General features: G+C 42.7%; 16 protein-coding genes and 1 tRNA gene. 2 read left to right on the top strand and 15 right to left on the bottom strand.

All coding sequences use genetic code 11. The features are described from left to right. Window positions 1-3 precede the first annotated feature (3 nt). The 7 genes from HXT47_RS00915 to HXT47_RS00885 all read right to left on the bottom strand — a co-directional run bounded on the left by HXT47_RS00915 (window position 4) and on the right by HXT47_RS00885 (window position 6389). On the bottom strand, window positions 4-1008 hold the full coding sequence (locus HXT47_RS00915; protein ID WP_004574170.1) for a F0F1 ATP synthase subunit gamma: 1005 nt from the start codon (window positions 1006-1008) through the stop codon (window positions 4-6). A gap of 3 nt (window positions 1009-1011) precedes the next feature. Continuing rightward, window positions 1012-2673: a F0F1 ATP synthase subunit alpha gene (gene atpA, locus HXT47_RS00910; RefSeq protein WP_012913755.1), complete on the bottom strand. Its 1662-nt coding sequence runs from the start codon at window positions 2671-2673 to the stop codon at window positions 1012-1014. A gap of 16 nt (window positions 2674-2689) precedes the next feature. Continuing rightward, window positions 2690-3271, bottom strand: coding sequence for a F0F1 ATP synthase subunit delta (locus HXT47_RS00905; RefSeq protein WP_004574172.1), 582 nt, complete (start codon window positions 3269-3271; stop codon window positions 2690-2692). Between the two features lie 99 nt (window positions 3272-3370). After that, entirely contained in the window at window positions 3371-3913 is a 543-nt protein-coding gene (locus tag HXT47_RS00900) for a F0F1 ATP synthase subunit B (protein ID WP_004109948.1), read from the bottom strand. Between the two features lie 55 nt (window positions 3914-3968). Next, entirely contained in the window at window positions 3969-4202 is a 234-nt protein-coding gene (atpE, locus tag HXT47_RS00895; protein WP_391496173.1) for an ATP synthase F0 subunit C, read from the bottom strand. A 77-nt stretch (window positions 4203-4279) separates the two neighbouring features. After that, window positions 4280-5134 (bottom strand): F0F1 ATP synthase subunit A, encoded by an 855-nt coding sequence (gene atpB / locus HXT47_RS00890; RefSeq protein ID WP_415683209.1) that lies wholly within the window; start codon window positions 5132-5134, stop codon window positions 4280-4282. Window positions 5135-5357: 223 nt separating this feature from the next. Continuing rightward, a complete protein-coding gene (locus HXT47_RS00885; protein ID WP_421789104.1) occupies window positions 5358-6389 on the bottom strand; it encodes a homoserine O-succinyltransferase in 1032 nt (343 codons plus the stop codon). A 155-nt stretch (window positions 6390-6544) separates the two neighbouring features. Here HXT47_RS00885 and HXT47_RS00880 point away from each other — a divergent pair. Next, window positions 6545-6618, top strand: a tRNA-Met gene (locus HXT47_RS00880). Between the two features lie 99 nt (window positions 6619-6717). Here HXT47_RS00880 and HXT47_RS00875 read toward each other — a convergent pair. From HXT47_RS00875 to HXT47_RS00865, 3 genes are read right to left on the bottom strand one after another with little or no spacing between them, the layout of a single operon-like run. Next, on the bottom strand, window positions 6718-7743 hold the full coding sequence (locus tag HXT47_RS00875; protein WP_004574175.1) for a tetratricopeptide repeat protein: 1026 nt from the start codon (window positions 7741-7743) through the stop codon (window positions 6718-6720). Between the two features lie 41 nt (window positions 7744-7784). Next, the gene (locus tag HXT47_RS00870; RefSeq protein WP_004574176.1) at window positions 7785-8849 is read right to left on the bottom strand and encodes a hypothetical protein; all 1065 of its coding nucleotides are present in this window, start codon (window positions 8847-8849) and stop codon (window positions 7785-7787) included. Further along, window positions 8842-10638: a hypothetical protein gene (locus HXT47_RS00865; RefSeq protein WP_415688526.1), complete on the bottom strand. Its 1797-nt coding sequence runs from the start codon at window positions 10636-10638 to the stop codon at window positions 8842-8844. Before HXT47_RS00865 ends, HXT47_RS00870 begins: the two co-directional genes overlap by 8 nt. 79 nt (window positions 10639-10717) lie before the next feature. Here HXT47_RS00865 and HXT47_RS00860 point away from each other — a divergent pair, with 79 nt between their 5' ends. Further along, window positions 10718-11704 carry an FKBP-type peptidyl-prolyl cis-trans isomerase gene (locus HXT47_RS00860; RefSeq protein WP_064340281.1) on the top strand — a complete coding sequence of 329 codons (987 nt, stop codon included), beginning with the start codon at window positions 10718-10720 and terminating at the stop codon, window positions 11702-11704. A gap of 97 nt (window positions 11705-11801) precedes the next feature. On the opposite strand, the gene nucS is transcribed toward HXT47_RS00860, so the two are convergent. From nucS to HXT47_RS00835, 5 genes are all read right to left on the bottom strand, one after another. Next, a complete protein-coding gene (gene nucS / locus HXT47_RS00855) occupies window positions 11802-12509 on the bottom strand; it encodes an endonuclease NucS (protein WP_004105764.1) in 708 nt (235 codons plus the stop codon). Window positions 12510-12545: 36 nt separating this feature from the next. Continuing rightward, window positions 12546-13979 (bottom strand): amino acid permease, encoded by a 1434-nt coding sequence (locus tag HXT47_RS00850; RefSeq protein WP_100066591.1) that lies wholly within the window; start codon window positions 13977-13979, stop codon window positions 12546-12548. A gap of 225 nt (window positions 13980-14204) precedes the next feature. Then, window positions 14205-16886, bottom strand: a complete 2682-nt coding sequence (locus HXT47_RS00845) for an FtsX-like permease family protein (RefSeq protein ID WP_421789374.1) — start codon at window positions 16884-16886, stop codon at window positions 14205-14207. 85 nt (window positions 16887-16971) lie between these two features. Continuing rightward, window positions 16972-17673, bottom strand: a complete 702-nt coding sequence (locus tag HXT47_RS00840; RefSeq protein WP_004105770.1) for an ABC transporter ATP-binding protein — start codon at window positions 17671-17673, stop codon at window positions 16972-16974. Between the two features lie 109 nt (window positions 17674-17782). After that, the gene (locus tag HXT47_RS00835) at window positions 17783-18403 is read right to left on the bottom strand and encodes a DUF5701 family protein (RefSeq protein WP_004105772.1); all 621 of its coding nucleotides are present in this window, start codon (window positions 18401-18403) and stop codon (window positions 17783-17785) included. Between the last annotated feature and the right edge of the window lie 45 nt (window positions 18404-18448).

Here is an 18448-nt window from a genome sequence, read left to right as displayed (position 1 = left end):
CTCCTAATCCTCCTCATTATTCAGCGCATCAGCGCTGCCGATAATCTCGGTAAGTTCTTGAGTAATGGATGCCTGACGAGAAGCATTAAGCTTTCTTGTCAAATCATCCACCAAATTGCGGGCGTTATCTGTAGCCGTATGCATAGCGTTCTGTCTGCTTGCCGTTTCGGAAGCAGCAGAAGTAAGTAAGCACTCGTGAATACGAGACTGAATATATTTCGGCAAAACAGCATCCAATACTTCATCCGGGCTTGGTTCGAAGCAATACTCCACAGCTTCTGGATTGCTGCGGCTAACTGCTTCTTCACGAGCCGAAACTGCGCTCGTAGACGACAACGCTGCTGAAGGACCAGATGCTGCTTCATAGTCAGGACGATGCATAGAAAACTCTTCACCGTCCTTCAAAGGAACCAGCTCAACTGGCAGCATGCGTAACGTACGAACTTTTTGCCTCACCATATTTATAAATTCAGTGAACACAATATACAGTTCCGAAACTCCGCCTTCTGCTTCCGGCGTCATATAAGCGTCCATTAAAGTATCGGAAATCTTTTCAGCAATAGTAACGTCAGGATGGTCAGTAGAACCTTCCCAAGTACCTGCCACATCGCGATTGCGATACTTGTAGTAAGTTGCACCACGTCGACCGTACACGTACAGTTCTGCATGCTTACCTTCTGCATCGAGTTTTGCAAGAAGTGCTTCAGTCTCACGAATAATCGAAGACGTAAACGCACCTGCCATACCACGATCAGAAGTAAGAGCCAAAACCGCTACGCGATTGCCGGCATGCTCTTTACCAAAAATAGGATGCTTAATATTTGCTTCGTGATGAGCTACCAACGCCTGCACGGCATCGAAAATTGCGTCACTATAAGGCTTAGCATTAAGCGCAATATCTCGCGCTTTAGCGATATGAGAAGACGCAATCATTTCCTGAGCCTTAAAGATTTTACCCAAAGACTGTGTGGAAATAATTCTCGATTTCAATGCAAGTTGGGAGGACATACGCTACTTCCCCTCAGGCTCGCGACTGTCTGCTTTTGGCTTAGCTACAAGCTGTTCCTTCTCAACAGGAGCAGGGTTTTCAGCCGGCGGCAAAGAATCCTTTACAATCAAAGGTTTGCCAGCAGATGTCTTAAACGTCCTACGGAAATCATCAATGGCTGCATCAAGCTTAGCTTCAGTTTCCTTAGTGAAGTCTTCAGTATCGCGAATTACTTGCAAAATGTCGGTTCCTTTATCCAAGTAATCCAACAATTCGCTTTCGAAACGCAACACATCCTTCACAGGAATATCGTCAAGCTTGCCATGAGTACCAGCCCACACAGAAACAACTTCTTGCTCCATTGCTCGAGGAGAGAACTGCTTCTGCTTAAGTAGCTCAGTCAAACGAGCACCGCGAGTAAGCTGTGCCTTTGAGGCTGCATCCAAATCAGAAGCAAACATTGCGAAGGATTCCAAAGACTTGTAACGAGCCAAAGAAATCTTCAACATGCCGGAGACTTTCTTCAAAGCCTTAGCCTGAGCTGCGCCACCAACACGAGACACGGAAATACCAACGTCTACTGCTGGACGCTGACCTGCGTTGAACAAATCAGACTGCAAGAAGATCTGACCATCGGTGATAGAAATCACGTTGGTTGGAATGTATGCAGAAACATCGTTTGCCTTGGTTTCGATAATTGGAAGACCGGTCATAGAACCGCCACCCAAATCGTCAGAAAGCTTAGCACAACGTTCAAGCAGACGAGAGTGCAAGTAGAACACGTCGCCTGGGTAAGCTTCACGCCCAGGTGGACGACGCAAAAGCAAGGAAATTGAACGGTATGCTTCTGCTTGCTTCGACAAATCATCGAAAACAATCAAAACGTGTTTGCCGTTGTACATCCAGTGCTGACCGATTGCAGAACCAGTGTAAGGTGCAATGTATTTAAAACCTGCAGAATCAGAAGCTGGGCTTGCCACGATTGTGGTGTACTTCATAGCTCCTGCTTCTTCAAGGCTTTGACGCACTGAAGCAATAGTAGAACCCTTTTGACCGATTGCTACATAAATGCAGCGAACCTGTTTCTTTGGATCTCCAGTTTCCCAGTTAGCACGCTGGTTAATAATCGTATCTATTGCGATTGCAGTCTTACCTGTTTGACGGTCACCAATAATCAACTGGCGCTGACCACGACCTATTGGCGTCATTGCGTCAATAGCCTTCAAACCAGTAGACAATGGTTCATCGACTGGATGACGGTGAATAACGTCTGGAGCCTGGGCTTCAAGAATACGACGCTCACTGCACTCAATCGCACCCAAACCATCGATTGGATTACCCAACGGATCCACAGTACGACCAAGATAAGCGTCACCAACCGGCACAGACAACACCTCGCCTGTGCGGTATACTTCCTGCCCTTCCTCAATACCTGTAAAATCGCCGAGAATAACGACGCCGATTTCGTGTGCATCAAGGTTGAACGCAAGACCCAAGGTATCGTTCTCGAATGTGAGCAGCTCGTTTGCCATGCAGCCGGACAATCCAGCTACGTGCGCAATGCCGTCACCAGCCGTAACAACATAGCCAACTTCTTGCGTTGGCATGTCGGTAGGCTTATACGAGTCAACAAACCCGTCGAGCGCCTTGCGTATCAGGGCGGGATCAATAGATAGTTCCGCCATAATTCTCCTTAATTTACTACTTCACTGCCTGTGTCCAAGCACCATTTCGCGCAGAACGCTGCAACTGCTTAAGCTGCATCAACATGGTGCGATCGGTTATTTGATCACCGATTTGTATACGCATACCACCAAGTACGTTTGGATCCACAATTGGGTTAATGTATGCACGATGACCCAACTTATTGCTGTAGATTTCAATCAAACGCTTAATTTGCTTATCTGTAAGCGGCTGAGCAGTAGTGACTGTAACCAATGTTTCGCCAGCTTCACGCTCAAATCCTGACCAAGCACCACCGAAGCTACCGGTTTTACCGCTTTCGGCACCTCCGTGCCAAGTTCCTACTAGATAATGCATAATGCGCAATACAACAGGGTGCGCCTTACCTCCAATAAGCTCGTCAATAAGGCGAGACTTATCTTCCGAAGACCTATTCGGATCAGTAATCGCATCAGAAAGCTCAGGATACTTATCAATCATGTCCATCATTGACGAAAGCTCGTCTGAAATGCGCTGCGCTTCATCGTGCGCATCTGAGATGGCCTGAGCAAGCGAAGAACGCGACAAACTATCGTTTGCTCGCGATGCCTTTTCTGGCATTCTTACCTCCTCGTTTCTGTAAAAAACGAAGTAATGCAAATAATACAAAATGAAATAACCGTAATTTCATTTTGCGATCATTCAGTTTTGTACATTACTTTACTTGCTTTGATCCGAATTTTTAGTGTCTCCAACTTCATCGATCACATGATCAATAATCTTGGAGCTGACGGTATCGTCATCCAATTTGGATGCAAGAATCTTTCCAGCTAAAGCTGCTGCAAGAACCGACACCTCTCCTTGGAGGCTGGACATGGCATGCTTATGCTGAGCCTCAATAGAATGCTGCGCTTCACTGATAATCTTCGCAGCATCCTTTTCAGCGCGTTGTCTAGCTTCGCCAATAATTTTTGAAGCTTCCGATCGAGCCTCTTCACGAGTCTTTGCAGCATCAGTTTGAGCTTGAGAAAGTTCGTTTTCAATCTGGCTCTTCAACTCGTCTGCTTCACGCTGCACATTAGCAGCCTTAGCCATTCCGCCTTCAATTTTTTCTGCACGCTCGTCGAGAATTGCCTGGAATTTAGGCATAACAAACTTGTAGAAAAACGCTGCAAGAACTACCAAAACTACTAATGACCACAGTACGTCATAAGGCTCAGGCAAGAACAACGCCAACTTATTACTTCCGGCTGCATATGCCATGGCTTGTCCTTTCTATTCTTTCAACACTATTCGTGTTGTGCATTGTAAGTTTTGTTCAGGCTCCCATAATGTAGGAAACGAAGCCAAGCAAGCCCAAAACCTCAATAAATGCCAAGCCGACGAACATAAACAGCTGAATGCGGTTGCCAACCTCTGGCTGACGTGCAGTAGATTCCATAGCCTTAGCCACTACTATTGCCATGCCGAGTGCAGGGGAAATAGTTGCTACAGCAAAGCCAAGAATGCTCAGGTTGCCGGTCAAACCTGCAAGAGCGATGATACTATTCATTGGTTTCCTTTCTGTTGAAACAGTAACCAGTATAAACCCGTAAGATATGTAAAATCTGAAAATCTAAACTACTTTTATTAAGCAGCTACAACAGCAGACTTTTCTTCCTCTTCCGGATAACTTTCCGAAATGTAGACTGAAGCAAGCACTGTAAAAATAAATGCCTGCAAGCCAGCTACCATAATTTCGAATAGGGTAAACAGAATGCCACCAAGCAGCCACAAAGCACCGCCTAAGGCAAGGAGTTTATTGCTGGAATCCACCACGAAGAAATTGGTGAATACTAAACAAGTGGCCACCAGCAAATGGCCAGCAATCATATTCGCAAACAAACGGATTGTAAGCGAAAGTGGTCGCACAATTATTAATTCTATGAGCTGCAATGGCGAAAGAATAAAGTAAATAGGCCATGGCACACCCGCTGGGAACAATGCTTCACGGAAGAATCGCAAAAAACCCTTTTCGCGAATGCCAGCAATAAGATACTGGCAAACAACCCACAAAGCAAAAACAAGCGGTCCAGTAATAGTTGCTGTTGCAGCCATATTCAATCCTGGAATCACAGAACAAAGATTAAAGAAGAAAATAGTGAGGAATAATGTGGACATCATTGGCACATAGCGCTTACCGCGTTCCTCGCCAATCATTTCATAAACAATGTTGTAGCGCACAAAATCCATCAAAATTTCAAGCACGCTTTGGAATCTGCCCGGAACAACCTTTGCGCGGGCTGCACCAATTCCAAAAATAATCATCACTACTACTGTCATAAGTAAACGCACTAAAATAATGCGATTCATGGCAAATGGAGTGCCTTGGAACAAAATTTCTGGAGGCAAAAACTCACTAATATTAGGTAGCTCTGGTTTATTCGAAGCTACAGTAGAAGCTACAGTTGTGGCCTTCTGTAAAACATCAACCATTACATCCATAAGTGCCTCCTTATAGCAATTCGTTCACACGCCTCAATTCAGTGCCGCTCACTCACATACTCAATTCAATCATTCTTGCGGCATATATATCAACTAGATCATATGTTTCATATTTCGTAAGGCGCGGGGCACGAAACGAAAAATATATCTAACTGCTGATTGTACTCTTTGCTTGTACATAATTACGCAACTAATTACGCAACTAATTACGCAATGTCGAAATTTATTTGTTCATACCGTACTTAACACCGTCAAATGGATAAAAATTATCGGAGCGCGGAGAAGCTGGCTCATGCCTTATAGAACGTTCAGTTCCAAGCCTTCCAGCAGTTCTTAAATGAGGAATATCAGAAAGATTGTAAGGCGTAGTTTCGTACACCCAATTAATCCAGTTGCGCCAAAGCAAATTCGCGTGCGCACGCCAAGAAAATAGTGGCTCTAATTTTGGATCGTCATGAGGGAAATAGTTGTAAGGGAATGGCACGTTGCTCAAACCTTTTAACATGTCACGCTCATATTCCTGCGCAAGAGTCATTTTGCCATATTCCCAATGTCCTAGCGCAAAAACTTCAGAAAAATCACGCGTAGCAACTAATCCCGGACCAGATTCGGGACCATACGTAAGAATTTGTAAACGCTGATCTGCAGAAATGCTGTCAACATCAACACTCGCTATTCTAGAATGCGGTTGTAAAGCGATTTCATCAAAACCATTTGTAAGAAAACAGTACTCATCCTGCAAATATTGCGGGAACACGCCAAAAACTTTTTTGCTGAGAACATGCTTTTTTACGCCATATCGATAGTAAAGCGCACCCATTGCGCCCCAGCACAAATACATTGTTGAGAAAACGTGTGTTGATGCCCAGTCAAGAATTTGCGTAAATTCGTGCCAGTAGTCGACTTCTTCAAATTCCATATGCTCAACAGGAGCGCCCGTCACAACGAATCCGTCGTAATAGTTGTTACGAAGTGCGTCAAGATTTTCATAGAATTTTACTAAATGATCAGCGCTAACATGTGTCGATACATGCGTAGAAGTTTTCATAAAATCGACGTCAACTTGCAAAGGAGACTTAGAGATGAGTCTCAAAAGCTGAGTTTCTGTCTCGATTTTTTTGGGCATAAGATTCAAAATCAACAAACGAAGTGGTCGAACATCCTGCTGTTCTGCTTCTGGGCGTTCCAATGCAAAAATTCGCTCAGCATCTAATATGCTTCGCGCTGGCAATCCTTCAGGAATCTTAATAGGCATGTGTTTATTATACTCCACACTTGTTTATGTTTATTATGTCTATGTCACTCATGTACACGAATCGTAAAATTCTAACCAAATACAGCGAGACACGCCCGAAAGTTGACAAATCTAAATTTGCACCTATCGTAGATAGAGCTGCTAAAAGTAGCCGACGCGGGGTGGAGCAGCTCGGTAGCTCGCTGGGCTCATAACCCAGAGGTCCATGGTTCAAATCCATGCCCCGCTACTAAAGCCAAGAATCACACAAATTTCTCACGATTGTTGTGGTTCTTGGCTTTTTTGTTTAATACTACATAAGTCGCCCAAAAGCGTCATCGCGCAATAATCAATAAAGAAGAATTGCAAGACGGCGACGAGCGCGCGCAAGACGCTCATCATCTGCAGGAAGTATGGCAAAATACTCAAGCATACGAGAACGAATAGCATCCGCATCACTCTTATGACCAGATGCAAGGAAGTCAAGCAGTCGCCCAAAAGCGTCATCAATATGACCGTCAATCATATCTACATCTGCTACTGCAAGCTGCGAATCTAAATCATCCTTATTATCGCCAGCAGCCTTTCTAACCGCAGCAACATCAGTATTAGTATTACGCGAAAGCAACAAAGCTTTTGCATGTTCACGCGATGCAAGCACATCATGAGGATCTGCTTCCATTACTTTTGCATACTCGCGTGCAGCACCTTCATAATCACCCTTCATAGCAAGCGAATGAGCTTGCTCATGAGCAGGCGGAACATTCTCAACAGAGTTATTCCCGGAACTATCTTGATCTGAGTCTTTAGACATTTCAGACTTTTTCTCAACCGAGGATTCCACAAAAGGAGCAGTTCCAGCAACACCAGAGCGTTCAGCAACCTGAACCAATTGCGGCAAAATAGTGCCACAAATCTGCTGTAATTCCTCGTCGCTAGGTAAACCTTGCGCAATAGGCATAGGACGTCCGCCAATTAAACCGTAAATTGCAGGAAGCTGCTGCGCTTGCAATGCTTGAGCAATACTTGGGCTTTCATCAGAGTCGATACGAGCTAACTGCATACGACCGTCAAGCGCGTTAACAGCATCCGCTAATTTCTGTGCCACATCATAATAGGCCTCGTCATTAGCTTGCCAAAGCAAAATAACAATTGGGAAACTTACAGACGTTTGCACCATCGCCTGAAAAGACTGCTCATTAACATCGATTACATAGCCGCCAGCTTTTGGAGCAGAAGAACCAGTAGAGCCCGATGCAGCTTTAGCAGCTTGCTTAGCTTGAGCTTCTACGCGACGCTTTACGCCTTCTAAATCTACAGCCCCAGCAAGCGAAAATCCGCCAGGATTCATGCCTTGCGCTTTACTACTCACCATTTTTCCTCTTTTCCAAGCACACTAAATTGTACTTACAAAATTTATAAAGCTTCTACCTTAATAGGCTGACGCTCAGCACCAACAGGAATAATCTTCATATGAGAACTAGCTGGAGGAACTACTAGAGCAATAACATTTACGTAAGTTACTCGCATAGTACCTTTTGCTTTACCATCGCCAAATAATGCTTTTTCTTCATCAGAAGCAGGACGAGATTCACGCCCTTCACCAGCTTTACGAGTCCACACAGAATCTATGCGCGCAACAACCAAATCGCTTCCATCGCTTGAACGCATAATGCTTATTTGTTTGAGATTTGGTGTAAAGATTTGTTCTTGAGAGCCTTTATTTCGCTCCATTCCAGCTTGCACTGCTTTAGAAAGTTCAACTAACTTTTTACGCAAATAATCGTCAGCAAAATGCTTCGCGTACTTGCTGTTTTCACCATTTTGTAAAACGTCTGCATACGCAGCTACCGCTTCATCTGGAGTCATCACCAAACCAGTATCATTAGATTTACCCATTGAAGAACCAATACTTGGCACAGCAAATTTAGGAAGATGCACTCCAGGGAATAAGCGCGCAACAGCCCAAAGTTTATAATTCGAACGCGCTCTCTGTTGACGTAAAACCAGCAAACGTTTTGACTGTTGATCTTTAGTAGTAGTTGTAATAGTCATTAAATCTCTTGGCCAACCAGAATTAGTTGGCACAATAGTTTGCGCGGCTTCACGCGGAATAGTGGTCTTAGGATCTAAGTTTCCAGTTTTGTTTGCAATCGTAAGCTCGCTCGTGCGAATATCGAGAGCAGGTCCAGAAACTGCTTGAGATAATGAATCCACATCTTTTTCGTCATTTGCCTTTTCTAGAGTGCGAAGCAACCCCAAGCGGATATCTTTTTCTTGGAGCATAGTCACATTAGGCAACTCTTGATTACTACGCGCTTCAGCAGGTTTCGGCACCTGCCCATCGCAAGCAGATAATCCAGTTACCATAACCGTTGATACAACACATGCTATTAATGTGACTATGTTGTTGCGCAATACGCCTCTATTTTTACTGTTTACGCGGTGAATATCGACATTAGTATTACGCATTTTATTCATTTCCTCGCTCACTTGAAGAATTACCGCGGTAGCCTTTCCCATTTTTTCTGTAACGACCGTTACCACCGTCTCCTCTAAACCCATTTCGTTTTATGCGAGACTGCTTATCGTTGCTATTTTTAGACGAATTTTGACGCTTGTTTGATTCTGAGTTGCGATAGTTTTCGTGATCATTAAGCTTTTTCTTACTAGATTCATGTGAAATCTTGCTATTACTATCTGAAGGCTTGACCGTTTCTAAACGTTTCTTTGCAAACTTTTCAGAATTATTAGCATTGTTTCTATCGTTCTGACGGTTACGCCTCTTGTTATTCTGCTGTGCATACTTATTTTGCTGCTGATGCTTATCCTTATGATCGTTCAGACTATTGCCATCCGACGCGCTTGCGTAAGATTTTTTCTTATTTCGCGGAGTCTTAATATTCTGAGAATTCCGCTTATATTGCTTATTTTCTGAATTTGCTGATTCTGCTGAATTTCCAGAATATTTCGCATTTCCTATATCTTCCGCATTTGCTAAATCTTCCCCGTTTGCCGCAGCATCCTGATTGTGCAAATCATTAAATTCATCATCAACATTGCCTAAGTCATCTAAATAAGAATTATCGTCATGTTGCTGCATAAAGCGCGCGGCAAACGCAAGCATTTCATCTTGTGCAATAACAGTAGTTTCAGCCAAAGAATCAGTAGATGCAACCGCTGTAGAAGCAGACGCAATTCGAGTTTGCATACCATTTGAGTCGCCGCTTTGCATTGAATCTTTGCGACGACGTGCATGACCCCCATGCCTTGCGTGACTTCCAGAATCCTTCTTGTGTCGTTTGTGACCAAAAATACCAGACATGGTTCCAGAAATCGCCTCAGCAAAGGTGACTTCGTCACGCTGTGCAGACTTTACTGCCAACGCTCCTGAACGGCTAGCTATTAATTGCTTATTACGACGACGATGCGGAGCCATTGCAAAAATAGTTGCAGAAAGTATAGCTAATACTGCAAAAAGTGCTCCTACAAAATATAAAGGCGTTGCAAAATCTGGAATTTGATTACGACGCCACCGCAATTCTATGGAAGCTTCCGGTACATTATCCCCCAAATCAATTAGCAAAACACGTCTAGCAGCCTGCGAACGCAGTGCAGAAGAAGCAGTATCAGAGCTATTTGACTTACTAGAGCGAGTGCCTGATTTAGACATTGTGCCGTTTGCAACAGCATGATCGTATGACGCAGAACCAGAAGATTGAACATAATCTGCAGTATTTATTGCCAATTTCGCTAAACCAAGCTGGCATGTAACTATAGGCCATAAATTAGATTCTTGGAATTTTACGTCAGGATCCTTAATGTCCACAGAGTCACCCGCTTGCACAGAGGTTCTACCAGACACTTCAGAAACTGAAAGATTATTCCAATCACGCAAACCAGTAATTCTTTGTACTGGAGAACCTGCCACCCAGCCTCTTACGTCTTTCGTTAAACCTACAGCAACACAAATAGGCTTACGCGTATGCAAAGCAGCGACACTAATACGAACCCTGTTATCTACAAGATTCAAAACACCAGGATCAGTGACAATATAACGAGTTCCAGATACTTTAGCGTACGCAATAACCACATTACTAGGCTTCCAAAATGTTGAGTTGGCAACACCAAGAACAACACTTAATACTGCAAGCAAAGCAAAAAATGGAGCTACAACGCCGCGCATGATTTTACTGCGCAAAGTGAGCCGTCGCATTGGTCGTCGCATTGGTCGTCCTTCTGTATCAGAAGCATCTTCTATATTTGTCATAACGATACCATTCTACAGTCTTTTAATATTACTTGCATGTTTTGATGTAAAAATCAGCGTCAAGCGGTAATGTGAGGCTATGAAAAAAATCAAAACATTAGGACAAAAATCTCTTTTACTTCGCGCTTTCGCAACTATTAGCGCAGTAGCAATGTGCGTAGTGCTTGCTTCATGCGGAGAAAATTCTGACAATAACAATTTAACTGATGAAAACGCTCAAAAAGCTGGAATGCAGTTGCTGGAAGGCGTAAGCGCATCGGGAGAGCTGGGCAAAAAGCCTAAAATAACGCTGAAAACGCCTGTAAAAGTAAAGCAAAATACTTATGCCGTTTTGCAACGAGGCAACGGAGAAACAATTAAAGAAGGCGATCGCGTATGCTCTCAGGGCATTGTGTTCGACTCCAAAACCGGCAAAGAGCTTATGAATACTTGGAAAGAAGGCAAAGTTGATTGCTCAATTTCCATTAATAAAAACTCTACAAGCCGACCATATTACGCTTTAATTAAGGGCAAAAAAATTAATACGACTATTGCTTTGGGCGTAAGCGGAGGAGCCAAAAATCCTTCATATATTATGGTTCTTACAATGGTTTCGCGATCAAAATCTCTAACTAGAGCAACAGGCAAAGCTGTTACGAATATTCCCGCAAATTTGCCGAAGGTAACTCTTGATAAATCTGGAGCACCAACCTTAGATAAAAATAACTACGTTCCAGACGGAAAGCTTGTTTCTCAGACTTTGATTGAAGGAACCGGCAAAAAAGTAACTGCAAAAGACACAGTTTCCGCTCATTACACTGGTTGGACTGCCGATAAAGACGGCAAACTTCATCAGTTTGATTCTTCTTGGCTTCGTGGCATACCTGCAGACTTCCAACTTGCTGGAGGAGTAATCCCTGGTTGGACTAAAGGCTTAACTGGAAAGAAAGTTGGTTCCCAAGTTCTTTTGGTAATCCCACCAGAAGATGGCTACGGCAAAGAAGAAAAGAAGGACGCGCGCGGAAACGTAACTATTCCTGCAAATGCCACGCTGTACTTTGTAGTCGATATTCTTTATGCTTCGTGAGATTTGTAATTTTGCAAACTGTTGCAAAATTAACTAGCGATTCATAAATAATAAACCCCTCCTTCCCGAGGGGTTTTTACATATTTAGAACACATATTTAGAACAGACGAAGATCGTTGGACTCGACTCCACGCATTTCATCGTAATCCAATATTAAGCAAGTAAATCCACGATCCTCAGCCAAAACACGGGCTTGTGGACTAATAGTTTGCGCAGCAAAAATACCTCTAACCGGCTTAAGTAACGGATCTCTATTCAGCAACTCACAATAACGCGTAAGTTGCTCAACGCCGTCGATACCGCCATGCCGCTTAATCTCAATAGCGACATGTACACCATCCGCGTCCTGAGCCATAATATCCACTGGGCCGATAGCCGTAGGATATTCACGGCGCACCAACGTGGCACCATCGCCGATTCGTTCAATCTGCTCAGCCAAGTAACGTTGCAAATGATCCTCAACACCATCTTTAACTAAGCCAGGATCCTCACCCAAATCGTAAGTATTATCACTATAAACATGCTCAAGCGAAATCATAAGCAAATCATCGCTTTTAGCAGCAGCAACACGCAAAATACAGCCATCTACAACAATGCCAGCATCGGATTCGCCGCTATCTTCTTTACGTAAAACACGCATAGTACAAGGAGCTACCATCCAATTAAGAGGTTTATACGCACCAAGCTCAGAAAAAATAAGTACGCTGCCATCTGCTTTAATAAGCAACACTCGCTTAGCTAAAGGAAGCGTGGCATTTAACCTACCTGTATACTCTGCACTGCAATCTGCAACAATAATTCGCACACAGCAAGCATAACAGAAATCAAGTAAAGAAGTACCCTACTTCCCCAAAGCTTCAGCTAAATCGCGATTCTGCCAATGCTGATGTAAGGCGCAGTATCCGCCGAACAATACGAGCCACACTAGTCCACCAATTGCAGAAGCTCGTGTATCGTCACTAATAAACAAAGTCACATACACAAAAGCAAAGAACGCTATAGTAATAGAATTCAAAAGCTTATAATGCGGCATAACGAAACCGTCTGGCATAAAATCAGCAGATTCACGGTACTTACGATGCGTAACCATAATCAAAATATAAATCATGATTATCACTGCAGAAGAAGCCGAAGCAAACAAAATAAACGCACCATGAATGCCAGGGATCGAATTAATAATTGGCGAAAGAAGAATCAAAGCAGACGAGAACAAAATCGCGCGAGCAGGAACCTTCGTGCGTGAAACCTTACGCAACTTACCCAAAAGAGGCGAAGGTGACTCAAGCGCAATCTGATACATGTGGCGACCAGCAGAATACAGCAAAGAATTAAGCGCAGAAGAAGCAGCTGTAATAACCACAAAGAACACAAGCGCAGAAGCCCAATGCAATCCTGCGTATTGGAACACCATAATGAATGGTGACATAAATACGCCTTCCGCATTCGTAGCTTTAAACTGTTGCCACGGCACAATAAGCATAATCGCTATAAGAGCGCCAACATAGAAAACTAGTACGCGCACAATAATCTCGTTAATAGCCTTTGGTAAAACCTGACGAGGATTCTTAGTTTCCGAAACAGTCACACCAACAAACTCAATAAGCTGGTACGCATAAAACACCATTTGGAAGCTCATTAAGAAAGAAAGCCATCCGTTTGGCATAAGCGAAAAATTGTTGAAAATATTATCTAATCCAGCGTGACCAGCAGGACTTATTACGCCACCATGCAAAGGAGCTGCAGAGTAATGGTAACCAACTAAAGCCATAACTACGGCTGTAACAATAAGAGCAACAATTAGCGTGATTTTAATCATTGAGAACCAAAACTCAGTTTCCCCAAATAGCTTTACAGCTACCAAATTTATGCACACTAAAGCCGCTAAAAATACTACTTCTATAAGCCATTTCCAATGACTTACGTCAATATCGAAAGTTTGGAAGAATGTGACGCAATACGTACTAACTGCCGTAATTTCGCTCATACCAATAAGTACAAGCACAAACCAATACGACCATCCAGCAAAATTACCCCAACCTCTGCCAAGATAACGCGTAATAAAACTAATAAAAGTATGCTGGTTTGGATCCTTGTACATTAGCTCACCAATACCACGCATCAGCAGGAACATAATCAAGCCCACAATAATGTAAACGAATACAATACTCGGACCTGTTAAGCTAATTGATTTTCCAGAACCAAGGAACAAACCTGTTCCAATTGTGCCGCCAATAGCAATAAATTGCACATGACGCTTGGTAAGACTACGCTCCATTTGGTTTGTATTGCTACTTGCATTTTCTTGCGCAGATACGCTAGAAGATTGATTATGAGAAGATGTGCTATTGTGCGTCTCTGTAGATTCTGTTTGTTTAGAACCTACATTAATGTCACTATTCACAGTCTCACTCATTATTACAACTCCGTTCCTTAATAGCCACGAATTTCTAATTTTATAGGAACCCTTAACTATTCATTACGCATTCCACAATTCGCGCAACTATTCCACACTTTTAAGTGAGCTTACTGGATCTATGCGATCCAAAGCTGGGTTGGTAGCCCATTGCACAATTAACGCAAAAATTAGTGTTGCAACGCCAGCAATGCAATAGCTTAAAGGAGCTACTTCAACTTCAAAATACAAAGACGGCATACGAAGCGCGCTAGTCAACAATCCTGCAATAAGCCTTCCTAATGGCAATCCAACTGCAATGCCGATAACAGTTAAGGTAAGCATTTCTTTATGCACATAGGAATGAACTTCTCTACGATAAAAACCAAGAACTTTCAGCGTAGCCATTTCGCGAGTACGTTCCGAAATATTAGTACTTGCAAGAGTAAAAAGCACAGCTAAAGCTAAGCCAGCAGCCAAAGTTACGATTAAAGCAACAACAGCATTCATAAGATCAAAACTAAAAGCATGCTTCATACGCGTAATATTCATAACAGCAAGCACACCGTCACGTTCAGAAACCTTGTCAGCATATTTAATTTTATTATTATCGCTACCGCGCAAACGCAAAATTAACGCATTATGTTTCAGAAGCTTACTGTTTTCACCATTAAATAAGCGTTCGTAGCAACGTTCAGTCATGTAAATATTAGAACCGATAAGATTACGAACAATAGCTTTAACTTTAACCTTCGCACGTTTAAAACTAGTATTCGTCACATTAATTTCGCTACCACGAGTAATGTCCAGAGATGCAGCAGCGCTTTGAGAAAGCAACGGACCTTCATCCGTAAGTTTAATAGTTTGCAAATTATTGTTCACATCCTGCAAATTTACAAGATGAGACAAAGCTTTTGTGTCTTTTACAACAATCAACTGCACGCTTTCCGCATCCTCAACATGACGACTATTCGACTTATTTGATTGGCTTTTAGCTATTTCTCCAGAGCCCACATAAGCCGGAAGTATAGTTTCTACTTTATTGTTTGACTTGTCTTGCTCAACGCTTTTCTTCATATTTTGGAAAGATCCTGGAGCCGAGATAGAAATCATATCGTATCGATAAATTCCCTCGTATTGGCGAATACCCAAGGTCGCAACAGTATCGTTCAAAGCAAGACCGCAAACAATAAGCGCTGTGCAACCAGCAACTCCACCAATAGTCATGCACAATCTGCCTTTAAATCGCGCCAAATTGCGAACGGTAACCTTATTTAAGAAACTCATTCGCTTCCAAATCCAAGGCAACCTTTCAAGAAGAACGCGAGAACCAGCTTTTGGAGCTTTTGGTCTTAACAAAGCTGCAGGAACTTGCTTTGTTTCTCGCCAACTAACAACGATTGTGCATATTGCAACAGGAATCACAAATGCTAGCACACACAAAGAGCCATATAGCCAGTCATACTTCAACCTAACGTCTGGCACAGCGTATAAACCACGCAAGATTTTTAGTAAAAGTGAAGGGATTGCAAGAAAACCCATAATATCGCCAATTCCGCCGCCAACAAAGCACGCAAATATCGCGAAGAAAGCATGTCTTGTTACTGCAATAGAACGACCGTATCCCAAACTTAAGTATGTACCAATAAGCCCTCGCTCTTCTTCAACCATACGAGCCATAGCAGTTAAACTCATCATCATTGCTACAACAAGAAATACCGCTGGGAAAGCGTATCCAAGTGACTGTATTGAAGCAACGTCAGAACGCAAACTTGCATAACTATCGTTAGCTATGCGAGTAGATATATGCCATTGAGCTTGAGGAACACGTTTTTGAATCTCTGACTTAATTTGTTTACAAATTTGCTTTTTTGCTTGCTCTTTAACAAAATTTGGAGCGCGCTGAAGCCTAGGATCATTTGCAATAATATTTTTTAATTCTAAATTAACTTGTTTGTCGATAATTTGATTACGTCGAGCTTTTTCGCGTTTAGATTGCACGAGTTCCTGAATCTGTTCAGATGCATCGTCAACAATGCCACGATAATCTTTAGAAAAAACATTGACACGTTGAGCATCATTCAAACGCACCGACATTGCTGTATACGGCAAGCTAGTCACGTTATCAGGAGCAGCAGAAGTAAATATTGGGTATCTAGACGTCACAGAGTTACGAAATGCTTTAGATTGATAGCCATCAGGATTGTTTAAATCGTTGCTATCTAGCACGCTACCAGTTATGCGCAAACGATAAGTTTTAGACTTTGAATTAGAAGAACCAAGACTTCCAACGCCCGCATTTTGCTGCACGTTGACTACTATCACATTGCCAATGCTCAATCCACTATCGTGTAAAAATCGCTGAGTTACAACAGCTTCACTATTATTTTTAGGCATGTTGCCCTTAAGCAAATGCAAGCGATTAAGATTTTTTTGTGATTCTACATAATGCACGAAATTCATTGCGTATGAAGACTTTGCATCATCTGTTGCGTGCGCTGTTGCTTTCCAAGAACGCTCTGCTTCAACTTCACTCACACTTGGCAACGCGCGTAATGCTGCAACATCGTCTTTAGTTAAACCAAGAGTAGATACGATTTGCAAATCATAAGCATGCAATTTCGCATACATATCGTTAGTAGCGAGAAACATGTCGTTGCATCCTGCATAAATACCAGTCATAACAGCAACGCCAAGCATTGCAATAACCGCAAGAACGCAAAAGCGGCGCCATTCGCGAACCCACATTCTAATTGCGCTAATAAATACTATTGGCAGCAACGAATGCATGCGCTTAACTTCACCACCATTATTGGCATTTTTATTATCAGATTGCTTTGAAACTGCTGCTACTTTCCGCATAACAACCACCTAATCACCACTCAATATCGGCTATAGCCATAGGATGTTCTTGCACAGTTTCGTCTACAACTTTTCCAGAACGGAAACGAACAACTTTGTGAGCCATCGGAGCAATGGCAGCATTATGAGTAATAATCAGCACTGTCATGCCTTCAGTTCGGCAAATATCTTGCAATAATTGCAATACTGCCTTACCTGTTTCATAATCCAAAGCACCAGTAGGCTCGTCACATAGCAATAGTTTAGGTTTTTTAGCAAGAGCGCGCGCAATAGATACGCGTTGCTGCTCACCGCCAGAAAGTTGCGCTGGGAAATTATGAAGCCTTTCTTTCAAGCCAACATCAATAAGCGTTTGAGCAGGGTCAAAATGATCTGCACAAATTTGCGAAGCTAGCTCTACGTTTTCAAGAGCAGTTAAATTTGGAACTAAATTATAAAATTGAAAAACAAAACCAATGTCTTCTCTGCGGTAGCGAACCAAATTACGACCTTTTAGCTTAGTAACATCGCAATCGCCAACAACAACACGACCGCTTGTCGCAGTATCCATACCGCCCAAAATATTTAATGCTGTAGTTTTTCCAGCGCCAGATGCACCTAAGATTACTGTAAGCTCACCGCTTTGTGCAGTAAAACTGGCATCATCTAAAGCTCGCACAGCACCAGAACCTGATGGGTATTCTTTCACTACATGATCAAAAGTTATATATGCCACAATGCACCTTCACAATATGAGAAACTATAAAAATTCAACTTCTCTTTATTTGTATTATCTACCGTTATATTTCGTACTATTTTACTAAATGAGCGCAAAATTCGCTAACTTACTTCAGCGACGACACTCCACATCTTTCCATGCAATATGCATTACCAAGCCAAGTATGACGAGAATTTGGCCAAACAGCACCTAAACGCGGAGCACACTGACTCATCCATATACTTGGCACACGCCCATCTGCGCTTTGCGAACCAAGCAAATTAAATCCATTCTTGCTTTCAAGCCAATCTGGATGCTGTGTTGCAATAGCAAGCCCTTCCTCAAGAGTAAGAGGCAAACGTTCATCAGAATCAATAAGCTTACGAGCGACATCAGGCTCTCGATTCAAATACGATGAGCCAGTATGTGGATCGACGACTATATAGAACGGGCCTTTAGGAAACTCATACCCGTCTTTGGGAAGAAAACTTATGATATCTCGCGGAGGCATAGTGGTGAATCCAGCCATGCGATTAATACTCGTACGAGAAATCAACGATTCAGGCGAAACTAATTCACGCGTAGGAACCAATAAAATATTCGCACCTAAACTACTATTTTCAAGCGCACACAATATAGGATTTGCCAACTTACGAAAAGCATCGGCACTCATATCAGCCACATCTGGATACCCAAGTGCCACTATACGATCGAGTTGCTGCTGTATTTCTTCAGATGCTATTGACATAATTCCAGTTTACGCAAAATCTTACATAATCGCGAGCGCAATATA

Origin of the sequence: Gardnerella sp. DNF01205 (genome assembly GCF_049244135.1) — a bacterium.
Classification (GTDB): domain Bacteria; phylum Actinomycetota; class Actinomycetes; order Actinomycetales; family Bifidobacteriaceae; genus Bifidobacterium; species Bifidobacterium leopoldii.
This window is presented reverse-complemented; position numbering and strand designations above follow the sequence as displayed.

Excerpts from the sequence above, each read along its gene's own strand:
- atpA (WP_012913755.1), bottom strand. The coding sequence starts at position 2,673 with ATGGCGGAACTATCTATTGATCCCGCCCTGATACGCAAGGCGCTCGAC.
- HXT47_RS00875 (WP_004574175.1), bottom strand. The coding sequence starts at position 7,743 with ATGGTGAGTAGTAAAGCGCAAGGCATGAATCCTGGCGGATTTTCGCTT.
- HXT47_RS00900 (WP_004109948.1), bottom strand. The coding sequence starts at position 3,913 with ATGGCATATGCAGCCGGAAGTAATAAGTTGGCGTTGTTCTTGCCTGAG.
- HXT47_RS00835 (WP_004105772.1), bottom strand. The coding sequence starts at position 18,403 with ATGTCAATAGCATCTGAAGAAATACAGCAGCAACTCGATCGTATAGTG.
- HXT47_RS00865 (WP_415688526.1), bottom strand. The coding sequence starts at position 10,638 with ATGACAAATATAGAAGATGCTTCTGATACAGAAGGACGACCAATGCGA.
- HXT47_RS00915 (WP_004574170.1), bottom strand. The coding sequence starts at position 1,008 with ATGTCCTCCCAACTTGCATTGAAATCGAGAATTATTTCCACACAGTCT.
- HXT47_RS00845 (WP_421789374.1), bottom strand. The coding sequence starts at position 16,886 with ATGCATTCGTTGCTGCCAATAGTATTTATTAGCGCAATTAGAATGTGG.
- HXT47_RS00905 (WP_004574172.1), bottom strand. The coding sequence starts at position 3,271 with ATGCCAGAAAAGGCATCGCGAGCAAACGATAGTTTGTCGCGTTCTTCG.
- atpE (WP_391496173.1), bottom strand. The coding sequence starts at position 4,202 with ATGAATAGTATCATCGCTCTTGCAGGTTTGACCGGCAACCTGAGCATT.
- HXT47_RS00850 (WP_100066591.1), bottom strand. The coding sequence starts at position 13,979 with ATGGAGCGTAGTCTTACCAAGCGTCATGTGCAATTTATTGCTATTGGC.
- HXT47_RS00860 (WP_064340281.1), top strand. The coding sequence starts at position 10,718 with ATGAAAAAAATCAAAACATTAGGACAAAAATCTCTTTTACTTCGCGCT.
- atpB (WP_415683209.1), bottom strand. The coding sequence starts at position 5,134 with ATGGATGTAATGGTTGATGTTTTACAGAAGGCCACAACTGTAGCTTCT.
- HXT47_RS00885 (WP_421789104.1), bottom strand. The coding sequence starts at position 6,389 with ATGCCTATTAAGATTCCTGAAGGATTGCCAGCGCGAAGCATATTAGAT.
- HXT47_RS00870 (WP_004574176.1), bottom strand. The coding sequence starts at position 8,849 with ATGAATAAAATGCGTAATACTAATGTCGATATTCACCGCGTAAACAGT.